The sequence below is a fragment of the Paraburkholderia sp. BL27I4N3 genome (assembly GCF_003386115.1).
Taxonomy (GTDB): Bacteria; Pseudomonadota; Gammaproteobacteria; order Burkholderiales; family Burkholderiaceae; genus Paraburkholderia.
In genome coordinates this window covers 4668565-4683271 of sequence record NZ_QREJ01000001.1, presented here as the reverse complement: position 1 = coordinate 4683271, position 14707 = coordinate 4668565, and the positions used below count along the sequence as shown (strand labels likewise).

At 62.2% G+C, this 14707-nt stretch carries 14 protein-coding genes and 1 tRNA gene; 6 read left to right on the top strand and 9 right to left on the bottom strand.

Going from position 1 to position 14707, the window contains the following annotated elements:
- Positions 1-2 precede the first annotated feature (2 nt).
- Entirely contained in the window at positions 3-1598 is a 1596-nt protein-coding gene (locus B0G71_RS21280) for an APC family permease (RefSeq protein ID WP_041759043.1), read from the bottom strand.
- 481 nt (positions 1599-2079) lie between these two features.
- Here B0G71_RS21280 and B0G71_RS21275 point away from each other — a divergent pair, with 481 nt between their 5' ends.
- Positions 2080-2283, top strand: a complete 204-nt coding sequence (locus B0G71_RS21275; RefSeq protein WP_007180251.1) for a cold-shock protein — start codon at positions 2080-2082, stop codon at positions 2281-2283.
- Between the two features lie 111 nt (positions 2284-2394).
- Here the strand turns inward: B0G71_RS21275 and B0G71_RS21270 are convergent, their stop codons facing one another.
- Positions 2395-3645: an Hsp70 family protein gene (locus B0G71_RS21270; protein ID WP_116118392.1), complete on the bottom strand. Its 1251-nt coding sequence runs from the start codon at positions 3643-3645 to the stop codon at positions 2395-2397.
- Between the two features lie 188 nt (positions 3646-3833).
- Here B0G71_RS21270 and B0G71_RS21265 point away from each other — a divergent pair, with 188 nt between their 5' ends.
- Complete coding sequence (locus tag B0G71_RS21265) at positions 3834-5309, top strand: MFS transporter (RefSeq protein ID WP_116143910.1); 1476 nt, start codon at positions 3834-3836, stop codon at positions 5307-5309.
- Positions 5310-5367: 58 nt separating this feature from the next.
- Here the strand turns inward: B0G71_RS21265 and B0G71_RS21260 are convergent, their stop codons facing one another.
- Together B0G71_RS21260 and B0G71_RS21255 are read right to left on the bottom strand one after the other, a co-directional pair.
- Positions 5368-5961 carry a nitroreductase family protein gene (locus B0G71_RS21260; protein WP_181916803.1) on the bottom strand — a complete coding sequence of 198 codons (594 nt, stop codon included), beginning with the start codon at positions 5959-5961 and terminating at the stop codon, positions 5368-5370.
- A 226-nt stretch (positions 5962-6187) separates the two neighbouring features.
- Positions 6188-7471 (bottom strand): MFS transporter, encoded by a 1284-nt coding sequence (locus tag B0G71_RS21255; RefSeq protein WP_106284214.1) that lies wholly within the window; start codon positions 7469-7471, stop codon positions 6188-6190.
- Positions 7472-7626: 155 nt separating this feature from the next.
- On the opposite strand from B0G71_RS21255, the gene B0G71_RS21250 reads away from it, so the two are divergent.
- Positions 7627-8268: a TetR/AcrR family transcriptional regulator gene (locus B0G71_RS21250; RefSeq protein WP_116143908.1), complete on the top strand. Its 642-nt coding sequence runs from the start codon at positions 7627-7629 to the stop codon at positions 8266-8268.
- 94 nt (positions 8269-8362) lie between these two features.
- On the top strand, positions 8363-8917 hold the full coding sequence (locus B0G71_RS21245; protein ID WP_116143907.1) for a DUF1415 domain-containing protein: 555 nt from the start codon (positions 8363-8365) through the stop codon (positions 8915-8917).
- Positions 8918-8976: 59 nt separating this feature from the next.
- On the opposite strand, the gene B0G71_RS21240 is transcribed toward B0G71_RS21245, so the two are convergent.
- Complete coding sequence (locus B0G71_RS21240; RefSeq protein ID WP_116143906.1) at positions 8977-9813, bottom strand: SAM-dependent methyltransferase; 837 nt, start codon at positions 9811-9813, stop codon at positions 8977-8979.
- A gap of 383 nt (positions 9814-10196) precedes the next feature.
- On the opposite strand from B0G71_RS21240, the gene B0G71_RS21235 reads away from it, so the two are divergent.
- On the top strand, positions 10197-10517 hold the full coding sequence (locus tag B0G71_RS21235; RefSeq protein WP_012434486.1) for a hypothetical protein: 321 nt from the start codon (positions 10197-10199) through the stop codon (positions 10515-10517).
- Positions 10518-10607: 90 nt separating this feature from the next.
- Here B0G71_RS21235 and B0G71_RS21230 read toward each other — a convergent pair whose 3' ends face one another.
- Positions 10608-10817: a DUF1059 domain-containing protein gene (locus B0G71_RS21230; protein ID WP_106284210.1), complete on the bottom strand. Its 210-nt coding sequence runs from the start codon at positions 10815-10817 to the stop codon at positions 10608-10610.
- Positions 10818-11199: 382 nt separating this feature from the next.
- Between B0G71_RS21230 and B0G71_RS21225 the strand changes: the two genes are divergently transcribed.
- The gene (locus tag B0G71_RS21225; protein WP_116148754.1) at positions 11200-12465 is read left to right on the top strand and encodes a TIGR03862 family flavoprotein; all 1266 of its coding nucleotides are present in this window, start codon (positions 11200-11202) and stop codon (positions 12463-12465) included.
- Between the two features lie 52 nt (positions 12466-12517).
- Here the strand turns inward: B0G71_RS21225 and B0G71_RS21220 are convergent, their stop codons facing one another.
- From B0G71_RS21220 to B0G71_RS21210, 3 genes are all read right to left on the bottom strand, one after another.
- Entirely contained in the window at positions 12518-13642 is a 1125-nt protein-coding gene (locus B0G71_RS21220) for a class I SAM-dependent methyltransferase (protein WP_116143905.1), read from the bottom strand.
- A gap of 394 nt (positions 13643-14036) precedes the next feature.
- A tRNA-Thr gene (locus tag B0G71_RS21215) sits at positions 14037-14112 on the bottom strand.
- 19 nt (positions 14113-14131) lie between these two features.
- Positions 14132-14641, bottom strand: coding sequence for a ClpXP protease specificity-enhancing factor (locus B0G71_RS21210; RefSeq protein ID WP_116143904.1), 510 nt, complete (start codon positions 14639-14641; stop codon positions 14132-14134).
- Between the last annotated feature and the right edge of the window lie 66 nt (positions 14642-14707).

The following is a 14707-nucleotide window of genomic DNA, read 5'->3' as shown; positions in this document are numbered from 1 at the left end:
CTTTAATGAGCGCCCATGCCTTCGAGCACTTCGTCATGCTCGCTGCGCTCGTCCAGGTATTCCGAGCGATAACCGCTCGTCACGCCCCAGTAATAGAACACCAGCGAAAACGCGATCACCACCACCATGTCCCAGCCATAAGGGATCAGGTCGTGACCGCCGAACTGCTTGCTGCCGATCAGCGACAGAATCGCCATCACCGGCAGATAAGCGACCAGCCACCACGCCGCCTTCAGATCACGTCCCCAGCCAGCGAAACCCGACTTCGCCTGGAAGTAGAAGTAGACCGGCAACGCGACGACCATCAGCAGAATGATTTCGCCGGTCAGCGGCCACTTCGCCCAGTACAGAATCAGCGACGCGCAGACGAACGCGAACGGCGCAATGATCTTCATGCCCGGGATATGCAGCGGACGCTCGAGGTCCGTCGCCGCACGGCGCAGCGCCATGAGGCTGATCGGACCGGTCAGGTACGAAATCACGGTTGCGACCGAAATCACCGCCGCGAGCGAACTCCAGCCGCGGAAGAAAAACAGGAAAATGAACGACACCAGCAGGTTGAACCACATTGCCTGACGCGGCACGCCATAGAACGGGTGGACGTTGCCGAACATCTTGGGCATCGTGTTGTTGCGCTCCATCGCGTAGATCATGCGGCTGGTGGTCGCCATGTAGGTCGTGCCGGTGCCGCTCGGGCTGACGAATGCGTCGACGTACAGCAGGATCGCCAGCCAGTTCAGGTTCAGCGCGATCGCGAGCTCCGCGAACGGCGAAGCGAAGTTGAAGTGGCTCCAGCCCTTCATCACGTCGCTCGGATTCACCGCGCCGATATACGCAATCTGCAGCAGAACGTAGATCACCAGCGCCAGCAGGATCGAGCCGATCACCGCGAACGGCACGCTCTTGGCCGGATTGCGCGCTTCACCGGCGAGATTGATCGGGCTCTGGAAACCGTTGAACGCGAACACGATGCCGCTCGTCGACACCGCCGTCAGCACCGCCGACCAGCCGTACGGCGCGAAGGTGCTCGCTTCGCCGAAGTTTTCCTTGTGGAAGCCCGCGAACATCAAGCCGAGGATCGTCGCGCCAGGAATCAGGAACTTGAAGATCGTGATCGCCGAATTGGCACGCGCAAACAGTTTCACGCCCCAGTAGTTCAGCATGAAGTAAATGATCACGAGCGCCGCGGACAACAATAACCCGTTCGTGGTTAATGATCCATCCACGAATAGCGCATGCGCCCAGGGATAGGGCCACGTGCTCATATATTGAATGGACGCTTCGGCCTCGATCGGAATCACCGAAACAATGGCAATCCAGTTGGCCCATGCGCTGATGAAACCCACCAGCGCACCGTGCGAGTAGCGCGCATAACGCACCATGCCGCCGGACTCCGGGAACATCGCGCCGAGTTCCGCGTACGTCAATGCGATCGCGAGAATCACAACCGCGCCGATCACCCATGCACAAACGGCAGCGGGCCCGGCAATTTTTGCAGCCTTCCACGCGCCGAAAAGCCAGCCCGATCCGATGATGGAACCTAAGCCCGTCAGCATCAGCGCGAATGGCCCGATGTTCCGTTGTATAGAACTTTTCACGTCTTCTCCTGTGTCGGCCGGAGTGAGCGCTTCAGCACCAACTCCGCTCCATGCAAATTTGCAGCAGAACCATGTCGGCACCGCGTCACATCGCCTTGGAGGCGCTGGAAATGGGCGACAATCATGCGTACGCGACGGCCATTCCAAACAGGTGCAACCGACGCGAGGCGCGTAGTTTAACGGTTGCACCCAGCCCCCGCATCGAAACTAAGGGTTGTCCCTAGCAAAAAATTCAGATGAATAGCAAGCTTTGTAAGCAACTTTTACGCCAAGCTAGCGAAAGTTCGTAAAGTTGTGGGGAGACTGTTGACCTTCTCTCAAAATCGCCGTATAACGTCGGGGCAGGATTTCAAGCGGCGAGTGAATTGGTCTTTCGTAGTTCGCCCATCAACGGTACTCCGGTTGGTCCCATTACCCCTTCCTTGATTTTCATGCACCCTCTGGGCTTCGGCCTTATTTACCATCTTTAGGAACAAGTAATATGGAAACCGGTACCGTCAAGTGGTTCAATGACGCAAAGGGCTTTGGCTTCATCACGCCGGACGGCGGCGGCGAAGATCTGTTCGCGCATTTCTCGGAAATCCGCACGGAAGGCTTCAAGACGCTGCAAGAAAACCAAAAGGTTACGTTTGAAGTGAAGACGGGCCCGAAGGGCAAGCAAGCTGCTAACATCAAGCCGGTGTAAGCAACACGCTTCCTTCTGGACGCAAAAAAACCCCGCCTCGGCGGGGTTTTTTTATATCCGCCGCTATTGCGAACGGTGATTATCTTCGCAGTATGCGATTGATGATTCTGGTTATCCGAATACACGCCGTGCGTGAATGCCGAGTCCAGTCGCGACACTCGCGAGCCGGTCGCCGAATACCGCTTTAGCATCGGGAAATGCCGCCGCCAATGCGCCCGATAGAAATGCCAATCCGGTCGAACCGCCCGTAAAGTAAATCGCATTGACGTCGCGTGTCGCCACGCCGGCCGCCTGCACAGTGTCGCGTGCCGCCTGCACGATGCGCAGCGTTTCGTCCTGGCCGGCCTTGATGAGTTGCGCTTCGTCGAACGCCAGACGCAAGTCGTCTTCCACTTCATCAAGGTCGATCACGGTCTCTCCGCCCGCCGCCACGCCGATCTTCGCCTCTTCCGCGTGAGCGGCCAGCGCATGACCCAGGCGGCGTTCCACGACGCGCATCAGGCGGTCGTGATGCTTGACCTCGGTGAACAGGTGCCGCATTAGCGCGAGCTCGTTGACACGCTTCGGGGCGTAGACGGTGTTGATCAGATGCCAGGTCGCCAGATCGAAATAAATCCGGTTCGGAATCTCACGGCCTTCCGGGTCGAGCGTCTGATATCCCATTTCCCGCAGGATCGTCGCCAGTTCCACGCGACGGTCGAAATCCGTGCCGGCGACGTGCACGCCGTGGTGGGCCAGCACGTCGTCCTTGCGCTCGACACGCTTCATCCGCTCCGGCCCGACTCGCACCAACGAAAAGTCCGAGGTACCGCCGCCGATATCGGCCACCAGCACGAGCCCTTCTTCCGTCAGATGCGATTCGTAGTCGAACGCGGCCGCGATCGGCTCATACTGAAAGTGAATTTCCCGCAGGCCGACTGAGCGCGCGGCGGCTTCGAGCTGCTGCTGCGCCATCTGATCGGCACGCGGGTCGTCGTCGACAAAAAACACCGGGCGGCCCAGCACGGCGCGATGGATCGGGCCGCCGGCGCTTTTTTCCGCCGAGCGCTTGAGATGCTCGACGAAAATCGCGATCACGTCCGTGTACTTGATCGCCGAGCCGTCGCCGAGATCGGTGGAGTTCTCGGCGAGCGGCGAGCCGAGAATGCTCTTCATTGAACGCATCAGACGGCCGTCGAAGCCGTCGATATAAGCTGCGAGCGCCGCCCGCCCGAATTCGCGGGTGTTTTCGTCGGTATTGAAAAAGACCGAGGTGGGCAACGTCGTGTAGGCGCCCTCGACCGGCGCGAGCTTGAGCGCGCCGTCGACAGGAACGGCCACAGCCGAATTGGAAGTACCGAAGTCAATCGCGCAATAGTTCATGGCAGGAATCGCCGCTCACGGCTGGCGCGGACAGAAGGGGAGCGGCTTTGTAACACGAAAGCCCAATCAGCATCAACTGACGTTTCAGGCACGCTCGCGAGAACGCAAACACGCAGTTCGACGGAACGAATATTGCTCATTTTGACAGGATATACCGCCAATTTTCGGAATTGAGGAGACTTCAAGCAATGAGCGCGCCGCCTACTGCCGCTGTCCACGAAAAAAACGCCACGGTCGTCGAAACGGATCTGCCTTCGCGGCTCGACCGTCTGCCGTGGGGCCGGTTTCACTCGCTGATCGTGGTGGCGCTTGGCGTGACGTGGCTGCTCGACGGTCTGGAAGTCACGCTGGCGGGCGCGGTCGCAAGTGCGTTGAAGTCTAGTCCATCGTTGCACTTTACCAACGCCGACGTCGGTCTGGCCGGTAGCGCCTACATCGCCGGGGCGGTGCTCGGCGCGCTGGGATTCGGTTGGCTCACCGACCGGCTCGGACGCCGCAAGCTGTTTTTCATCACGCTCGCCCTGTATCTGGCAGCGACGGCGGCAACCGCGCTGTCGTGGAATCTGGCGAGTTTTCTGCTGTTTCGCTTCCTGACCGGCGCCGGGATTGGCGGCGAATATACGGCGATCAATTCGACGATCCAGGAATTCACGCCAGCCCGTGTGCGCGGCTGGACCGATCTGGGCATCAACGGCACGTTCTGGGTCGGCGCGGGCCTCGGCGCGGCCGGCTCGCTGGTACTGCTCGATCCGCATCTGCTGCCGCCCGACTGGGGCTGGCGCGCCTGTTTCTTTATCGGCGCGGTGCTCGCTCTGGGGATTTTGCCTATGCGCATCTGGGTGCCCGAAAGCCCGCGTTGGCTCCTGACGCACGGCGACGAGCGCGACGCGCGCGCGATTGTCGAAGGCATCGAAACGCGCTTTCGCAACGAAGGCCACGCGCTCTCCGACAACGACCTCACGCGCCTGCGCCTACGCGCTCGCGGACACACGCCGCTGCGCGAGGTATTCCATACGCTCTTTAACGTGCACCGACGGCGCGCGCTGGTCGGTCTGTCGCTGATGACCGCGCAGGCGTTTTGTTACAACGCGATCTTTTTCACCTACGCACTTGTGCTCACCGATTTCTACCACGTGCCGGGCGATCGCATCGGCTGGTATCTGCTGCCCTTTGCGCTCGGCAATTTCCTCGGACCGCTGCTGCTCGGGCGGCTCTTCGACGTGATCGGGCGGCGCAAAATGATCACGGCGACTTACGCGATCTCCGGCATCCTGCTGACGCTGAGCGGCTACCTGTTCGAGCAGCAGATGCTCACCGTCGCGATGCAGACGATCGCGTGGATGGTGATTTTCTTCTTCGCGTCCGCGGCCGCGAGTTCGGCCTATCTGACCGTCAGCGAATCGTTTCCGCTGGAAATTCGCGCGCTGGCCATTGCGGTTTTCTACGCGTTCGGCACGGCGCTCGGCGGCATCGCCGGGCCGGCGTTTTTTGGCCGGCTGATCGACACGCATCAGCGCAGCGAAGTGTTTTCCGGCTATCTGGTCGGCTCGGGTCTGATGCTGGCGGCGGCGGTGATCGCGGCAATCTGGGGCGTGGATGCGGAGCGCAAGTCGCTGGAGAGCGTGGCGACGCCGCTGTCGAGTGTCGCGGATGACGCCGAATAAAAAACGCGCGGTCAGCGCCGCGCGTTCGTTTTACTCAATACATAAGCTGGAAAACCGCTCAGAACGCCTTCTTCCAGCCGCCGCCGTAAGCAATTTCCGCCAGCGGCAGACGCTGACGCACTGATTTCTCGCGCTCACGCAACACCGGGTCCAGTTTGTCCACGTCGCCGTAGTGGCCGAGCGAAATCATCGCGATCACTTCGACGTCGTTCGGCAGCTTGAATGCGGTGCGGAACGCGTTCGGGTCGAAACCGCTCATCTGGTGCGCGGCCAGGCCGAGCGCATGCGCCTGCAAGACCAGCGCCATCGCCGCGGCGCCCGCATCGTACGGCGCGCAGCGATTCACCTCGCCCTTGTTGGTCAGTGTGTGCGTAGTCACCGCGATCAGCACCGGCGCGGGCGCATTCCAGCCCTGGTTGAACGGCACCAGCGTGGCGAAGGCCTGCTTGAACGAGACTTCATCGACGCTGCGGTCGAATACGAGAAAACGCCACGGCTGCGCGTTATACGAAGACGGCGCCCAGCGTGCCGCTTCGAGCACGGAGTGCAGATGCTCGCGGCTCACCGGCTCGCTCGAATACGCGCGCGGGCTCCAGCGGCCTGCAATCAGCTCGTGAATGGCAATTGCGGTAGGGGCGGGTTTGTTGGTCATGCGCTTCTCTCGGTCGAAATTCATGATCGACGGGCAACTGCCCGGGGTCACATAGCATAACCGGGCTTCGGCACGCGTGCGCCAACAAGCGAGCAGTTTGTTTACCACCGGCTGCGATAGCAAAACGGCCCCTTGCGGGGCCGTCGTTGCCGCGATGCCCGAACAGCCGCGCGCGGTTTCATACCGGTGCTTTTGCCGGCATCGTTCAGGGCGATTGCGTGCGGCTCTACGCCACCTGCGGTTCCGGCACTTTGGCGGGCCGGTTGATCCGCAACACGATCACCGCCGCCACGAGGCACAAGCCGCCGGAAATCATCGACGCCACCGTGTACGTACCGAGACTCGCGCGCAGCATACCCGCGCCGAGCGCCGCGAACGCCGCGCCGAGCTGATGCCCGGCAACGACCCAGCCGAACACCACCGGCGCCGATTCCTTGCCGTAGACGTCGGTGGCCAGACGCACGGTCGGCGGCACGGTCGCGATCCAGTCGAGGCCGTAGAACACGGCGAACAGCGGCAACCCGAAGAAGTCGATGCCGAACGCGTGCGGCAGATACATCAACGACAACCCGCGCAGACCGTAGTACCAGAACAGCAGCACGCGGCTGTTGAAGCGGTCGGACAACCAGCCCGAGAGGGTCGTGCCGAACAGATCGAAGATGCCCATCGCGGCGAGCAGGGAAGCGCCCTGCACTTCCGTCATGCCGTAGTCGCCGCACATCGCGATCAGATGCGTACCGACATAGCCGTTGGTGCTCGCGCCGCAGATAAAGAAGCTGAAAAACAGCAACCAGAAGTCGCGCGTCTTGCTGGCCATGGCGAGTGTGCCGAAGGCGATCGCCAGCGGATTCTGCTTGGTGACGGTGCTGTTGATGGGCGAATCGTGCGGTTCGCCGTACGGGCGCAGCTTCATGTCGGCCGGGCGCTCGGGCAACAGAAACGCCACCAGCGGAATCACGACCGCGGCCGCAATGGCGACGACCCACACCACTTGCCGCCAGCCGTGGTGCTCGGCGATAGCGGCGAGCATCGGCAGGAACACGAGTTGGCCGGTCGCCGAACTCGCCGTAAGAATGCCCATGACGAGACCGCGCCGCGTGGTGAACCAGCGCGTCACCACCGTCGCCGAGAGCGACAGCGCCGCGACACCCGTCGAGCCGCCGACCATCACGCCCCAGATCAGGACCATCTGCCACGGGTGCGTCATCAGCGACGACAGCGCGACGCCCGCCGCCATCGTCCCCAGCGCGGCCAGCAGCGTGGGGCGCACACCGAAACGTTGCATCGCCGCCGCCGCGAACGGTCCCATCAGACCGTACAGCGCGATGTTCACGGAAATCGCGAGAGAAATCGTTGCGCGGCTCCAGCCGAATTGATGCTCGAGCGGCAGCATCATCACGCTCGGCGTGGCGCGCGTGCCGGCCGCCGCCAGCAGCACCAGAAACACCACCGCGACGGTCAACCAGCCGTAGTGGAAACGTCCGCCAATCAGTCTTGCTGCCCAATTCATGGATTCTCCAATCGACACCTGCTCCGCAGGCGACGCCGCTTAGATTGTTACGTGTTCGGTAAAGGACTTGTGACAGATCAGTCACAATAGGTGTTGCGATCTTAGTTACTGCTCGGTAACATGTCAAGGCGTTAATTGAGTTCAGGTGGTCATCCATGTCGGACAGTCAAACCCCAAAGCCGGTCGTCGCGCGCCGCACGCGCGGCGCGCAGACCGCCGGCCCGCAGGCGCAGCAGCACTTGCTGCGTGCCGCGGACGAGTTGTTCTATCGCGAGGGCGTGCGAGCCGTCGGCGTAGACGCGGTGGTCGAGCGCGCGGGCGTGAACAAGATGAGCTTGTACCGGCAATTTTCGTCGAAAGACGAGCTGGTCATGGCTTATCTGGAGCGCAAGGACGAGCAGTTCTTCAGCTATGTGGAGCGGAGCTTCGCCAAACATCCGGGCGAACCGGCAAGGCAGCTTCAGCAATATTTCGACGACCTCGCGGTGCGCGCGTCTGTCGACGATTATCGCGGCTGTCCTTTCGTGAACGTGTCGGTGGAGTTTCCGGAGGCGGCGCATCCGGCGCGGCAATTCGTGTTTCGCAACAAAGCGCGCTTGATGGCGCGGCTCACGGAGCTGACCACGGCGGCCGGCGCCGACGATCCGGTAGCGCTCGCCAATGCGCTGGGTTTGATGATCGAAGGCGTGTATGCGGCCAGTCAGACCTACGGGCCCGGATGCGGGCCCATTCTGGCTGCGCCGAAAGTCGCCGCACAGTTGATCGCCGCCGCGTGCGGCAGCGGCAGCGGCAGCTAACCGAATTTTCTGCTTTGACGTTCTGTTTGAGCGAGGCGCGAATCGACGCCGGTCCGCCCGTTAAAATGGCGCTTTATCTCCCGCGCCGCCTGCCATGTCGTTGTCCGCCGAATCCCACGATGCCGTTGTTGCCGCTACTCGTCACTGGCTGACCGAGGCTGTGATCGGCCTCAATCTCTGCCCGTTTGCGAAGGCGGTCCATGTGAAGGGACAGATTCGCTATGCCGTCAGCGATGCCGTGGACATGGAAGGCGTGCTGACCGATCTGGAAACCGAGCTTCAGACGCTGGTCGCCGCCTACCCTGATGCCGTGGATACGACGCTGTTAATCGTGCCGCAGGCGCTCAGCGATTTTCTCGACTACAACGATTGCCTGTTTTTCGCCGAACGCATGCTCAAGCAGCTTCGGCTCGAAGGCGTCGTTCAGATCGCGAGCTTCCATCCCTTTTATCAATTCGAAGGCAGTGAGCCCGACGATATCGAGAACTACACGAATCGCGCGCCGTATCCGATTTTGCATTTACTGCGCGAGGACAGCATCGAACGCGCGGTTCAGGCTTTTCCCGACGCTGAAGAGATTTACGAGCGGAATCAGGAAACGCTCCGGCGAATCGGGCTGGCGGGCTGGAATGCGTTGATGAAGCGTTGATGAAGCGCTAATACGCGCAACGTCCCGCAAAAGCGACCGCGCGCCGCCGCCCCATAGGCTCAAACAAAGAACCGTTCCTTCAACTCCTCGATCCCGAGGGTTTCCATCACCTCGTTCAGGCGCTCGGCCGGCCGGCGCCTCGGCAAATCCTTGTACTGGGCGATGATGAGTTCATTCTTCATGGAATGCTCCCAGCCCACCAGTTCGGTCACGCTGACCTGATAGCCGTGCGCCTCAAGCTGCAAACACCGCAGCACGTTGGTGATCTGGCTCCCGAACTCCCGCGTGTGCAACGGATGCCGCCAGATTTCCGTGAGGGCGTTGCCGAGCGATTTGCCCTTGTTCTGCCGCAAAACCCCCGCCACCTCGGCCTGACAGCACGGCACGACCACGATGTACTTCGCCTTCTTTTCGAGCGCGAAGCGCAGCGCGTCGTCGGTTGCGGTGTTGCAGGCGTGCAGCGCGGTCACGATGTCGATCCGGGCCGGCAAGCGGTCCGACGTGATCGAGTCCGCCACCGACAGATTCAGAAACGACATGCCGGTGAATCCCAGCCGTTGGGCCAGTTCCTCCGACTTCGCGACAAGCTCCTCGCGCGTCTCAATACCATATATGTGTGACGCACCGCCCGCATCGCCCTGAAATTCCTTGAAGAAAAGGTCGTACAGGATAAAACCTAGATAGGACTTGCCCGCGCCGTGGTCGACGAGGGTCACGGCGCCCTGCTCACTCTGGAGGTCTTTGAGCAGCGGCTCGATGAACTGGAACAGGTGATAGACCTGTTTCAGCTTGCGACGGCTGTCCTGGTTCATCTTGCCGTCGCGCGTGAGGATATGCAGCTCCTTCAGCAATTCGACGGATTGGTTGGGGCGGATTTCGTGCGTTTTGGTGGACATCGAGGGAAATCGCCAATAATTGCAGCGTGAACGTGCGACAGGCGACGGAAAAAGGGAAAAGTTGCTGCCAGTTTACCCAAAGTGCGGCTTGCTGACCGAAGGAGCCGTCAAACCATGCCAGAAAGAGCACAAACCTGGAACACTTCCTGCACGAAAAGCGCCGCGAGGAAGGTTTCGGAAAGGTACAAAAGCAGCTTGCGTACCGGCCAGGCACGATGGTGCCGGCTGTTCCGCCTATAACAACGGGCTGCGGCCGTGGCTTTCACCACGCGAACCGAATGCATGTGGGGAGGACGGTCCCGGAACACGGGCCGAACGTTACGTAACCAGTAGCGCGCCGAGACTTCAAGCGGACGCGTGCTCGGAAAATAGAAGAGGCGGCAATGGATACGGTACCCAACGGAAACGTCGAACAGAAATTTCAGGAAATGCTGGCGAAACTGATCGCCACCCCGGCGTGGTCCGAGAAGCAGCAACTCGAGCTGGAAATGGCGCGCGACATCTCGACGGAGATGCTGCGTCTGGCCGAAGTCATGCGCGACGGCAGCGTGGACATGGAAACCTGTCTGACGATGCTCAAGTACGCCAAAGTGCTCGACTTCGTCATGACTACGCTGGCTTCGCGGCGCGATATCAAGCCGCAAACGCTGCGGGTGATCTTCAAGCTCGCCGGGTTGAAGGTGGACGAGGCGTACCCCGGCTAGGACATTGTTCGACGATGCTGCGACCCGCGCGGGCGGCAAGGTGCCGTTCGCGCGGGTCGCTCGTTCTGTAGCTCCCCAAAAGACAGCAGCTCACGCGCGCGGTGCTTCGACCGGCGGCGTGCCGTCGTGAAAGAGCGTCTTGAGTTGCGAGCGCAATTCCGGCGAATCCGTATGTTTGTGCACCGTGACCGCGTGCTGAACGGCGGCGTCGAGCAATTCGCTCTCGCTGTCGGCAGACAGGGCGACGGTGCAGTTCGTTTCGCTCGGAAACTCGCGGCAATCGATGTATTTGCGGGACATGGCGGTCTCCTTGATTCAGATGACGTTCAGACATCCACGCAGGCAGCAGACGCGCGGACCAGATCGCCGGCCGTGACACGGCGGCTCCGATTGCGCGGATAGCGCCGGGTGGCGGGGAAGGTGGCGAGTTGGTCTGACGCGAGGAAGACGCGTGCGGCGTCCGATGGAAGGTGTCTGAAAAGTATAGGTCGCGCCGCTCGATAACAAAGGCACCGAAGCAAACCGGCCGGATGCAGGAGCGCCTGAACCCAGCCTATTTCGGCCTGCCGATCCGCTCGCGCGTTTGCCCTGCGCTGTCCACGGTGTGAAAATAGCGGCCTTCGCGCCGCCGGATCATCCGAACCGTCGGCGCGCCGCCACTTCCGCTCTTCCGCAGGCCCGCATGCCATCCTCATTCCATTCCGCCCGCGTCGCCGTGATCGGCGGCGGCCCCGCCGGCTTGATGGCCGCCGAGGCGCTCTCGCAGCAAGGTGTGCAGGTCGACGTCCATGACGCCATGCCGTCGGTCGGCCGCAAGTTTCTGATGGCGGGCAAAGGCGGCATGAACATCACGCATTCGGAGCCGCTCGAGCCGTTTCTCGGCCGCTACGGCGCGCGCCGCGAGCAGATCGCGCCGCTCGTGCGGGCCTTCGATCCCGACGCTTTGCGCGCGTGGCTGCACGAGTTGGGCGTGGAAACATTCGTCGGCAGTTCGGGGCGCGTTTTTCCGGCCGACATGAAAGCCGCGCCGATGCTGCGGGCGTGGCTGCATCGACTGCGCGAAGCGGGCGTGCGTTTTCACATGCGCCACAAATGGTGCGGCTGGGACGCCGAAGCCGCCGACGCCGCCACGCATACGCTCCGTTTCGCCACGCCCGACGGCGAGCAAGCCGTCACCTTCGACGCCGTGGTGTTTGCGCTCGGCGGCGCAAGCTGGCCGCGTCTCGGCTCGGACGCCGCGTGGGTCCCGCTGATGGCGTCGCGCGATGTGCCCGTCGCGCCCTTGCTGCCCGCGAACTGCGGCTTCGACGCGGACTGGAGCCCCTATCTGCGCGAGCGTTTCGCGGGTCAACCGGTCAAGCCCGTGGCCATCACGCTCACCGATGTAGACAGTAAAGTCCACAATCGACAAGGTGAAATACTTTTGACCGAAACGGGCCTCGAAGGCAGTTTGATCTATGCCTTGTCGAGCCAGATTCGGGAGCGGATTCTGGCTGACGGCGATGTCACGATCATGCTCGATCTGGCGCCAGGCCTGGCTTTGGAGCGAGTCGTCGCCGAAGTCACGCGGCCGCGCGGCTCACGTTCGATGTCGAGCCACTTGCACGGCCGGATCGGGATTGGTGGGGTAAAACTGGCTCTGTTGCATGAGATTCTGTCGAAAGAAGCTTTCGCGGACGCCAACGGTCTCGCGCACGCGATCAAGGCGCTGCCGGTAAGGCTCACGCGCGCCCGTCCGATCGCGGAAGCAATCAGCACCGCTGGCGGCATTCCCTTCGAGGCGCTCAACGAACATCTGATGATCGAGCGCCTGCCCGGCGTCTTCTGCGCGGGCGAAATGCTCGACTGGGAAGCGCCGACGGGCGGCTACCTGCTCACCGCCTGCTTTGCCAGCGGCCTCGCGGCAGGGCGCGGGGCAGCGGCGTACGTCGGCCGCGCATCGACCTGAGGCGCCGCATTGCTGCTCTCGCTGTTGAGCGAGCCGCAATCCGTCTCACCGCTTAGCGCGCCTTCAGACGCCACAGTGACGTCACTTCGGCCAGACGCGCCGTGTGAAGCGCATCGGTTTCATCGGTCGACTTGGGGTGTCGCGGACGAATGTCCTCGCGGCCCACCACGCTCAAACCCGCCTTGTCGATGGCCGCCAGCAACCAGTCGCGCGTGCGCAAACCGAGATGCTCGGCGAAATCCGACATGATCAGCCAGCCTTCGCCACCCGGCGACAGATGCTCCGCCAGCCCGTTAAGGAAGCCGAGCAGCATGCGGCTTTCCGGATCGTAGATCGCGTACTCGATCGGCGAAGCGGGCCTCGCCGGCACCCACGGCGGATTGCACACCACGAGCGGCGCGCGGCCTTCGGGAAACAGATCGGCCTGCACGACGTCGACCTGCTGGTCGTAACCGAGACGCGTGAGATTTTCGCGCGCGCAAGCGAGCGCGCGCGGATCCTGATCGGTAGCGATGATTTTCTTCACGCCGCGTTTGGCGAGCAGCGCCGACAACACGCCCGTGCCCGTGCCGATATCGAAGGCCTTGTTCAGCGAAGGCAGCGGCGTGCGCGCGACGAGATCCACATATTCGCCGCGCACCGGCGAGAACACGCCGTAATGCGGATGAATCCGGTCGCCCAGCGCGGGAATCTCGACGCCCTTCTTGCGCCACTCGTGCGCGCCGATCATGCCGAGCAGTTCACGCAGCGACACGACGGACGGTTCGTCGTTCGACGGTCCGTAGGTTTCGATGCAGGCTTGCTGGACATCGGGCGCGCGGCGCAGCGGAATGGTGTACGTGGCGTCGAGCGGAATCAGGATCATGCCGAGCGTACGCGCGCGCTGCGACTGCGCTTGCCGATGCAGATTGAATGCGTCGAGCGGCGTTTCGCCCTGCTTGCGCGGCTTGCGCTCCAGTCGGCGCGTTACCGCTTGCAGCAGCTGGCGAGCGTTCTGAAAGTCGCCGTTCCACAGGAGCGCCGTCCCTTCGCACGCGAGTCGGTACGCGGAATCGGCGGTGGTGCGGTCGTCCGCAACGATGACGCGCTTGGGCGGCGGCACGGCTGCTTCGGAGCGCCAACGCGCGGTGCGGGGGCCGTCGGCTTCGGGCCAGGTGATGGTTGCGGGGCTGGTCATGGTGAGGTGGGATCGGTGTTGCGGGAGCGACGCGCTGAGGAGGCGCGTCATCGGGGGCGGTGCCCGCCGGAGTACTTGGAAGCGTTGCCGACTGACGCCCGAATAGTACCTCTGTCGTCCGGGTCCGCGGTGCGCTATTCGCCGGCCGGACGGGTAAGGAGCGTTATCTCTGCCGGCCTTGGCCGACAAATCGTAGACTTTGCAGTCCACAATCGACAAGGTGAAAGAGATATGGTGATTTTGGACCGATTTGCGCCTCACCGATATTTCATGAAACCAGTCCTTTTGCAGGCGGAAGCGCCGCGCAGCGCCTCGGACACGGTGACTTCGTCGATAAGCACGCACCAAGAAAAACGGGGTTTCTGATTGAACAGAAACCCCGTTTTAGTACAACTGGTGCCGGCTGCAGGACTCGAACCCGCCACCTCATGATTACAAGTCAAGCGCTCTACCTGATGAGCTAAGCCGGCATGAGGCCGTGATTCTACTTCATTTTACGATCTTGAGGCGAGCCCTTCCGCCGCCTTTTGAGCCATCGTCGTCAGGCTGCGGTCCGGCCGTCTCGCTATCCGCTTTGGCGGTGGCGGCACCCGTAGCGGGCGCCGTTTCGACCGCTCGCGGCGCGGGCGCTTCGGTCTCGTCCGCCGCTTCCGCGTCCGCGCCCGAATCCTGCGCTTCACCGCCTGCCGACTCGACCGGAAATGCCATGCCCTGGCCGTTCTCGCGCGCATAGATCGCAAGAATATTGGCGATCGGCACCTCGATCTTGTGCGACTTGCCGGAGAAACGCGCGCTGAACTCGATCCACTCGTTGCCCATCTGCAGCTGGCTGGTCGCCTCGAAGCTGATGTTCAACACGATTTCGTTGTCGCGCACGAACTGACGCGGCACACGCGTCTGATTGTCGACCCGGACCGCGATGTGCGGCGTATAGCCGTTATCCGTGCACCATTCGTAGAGTGCACGCAGCAGATAGGGCTTGGTGGAAATCTCTTGCATCTACAGTCCTCTAACGAACGCGGGCCCGCGCCCACTCAACCGCGCGGCGCCCTCGTCCAAAAGCCA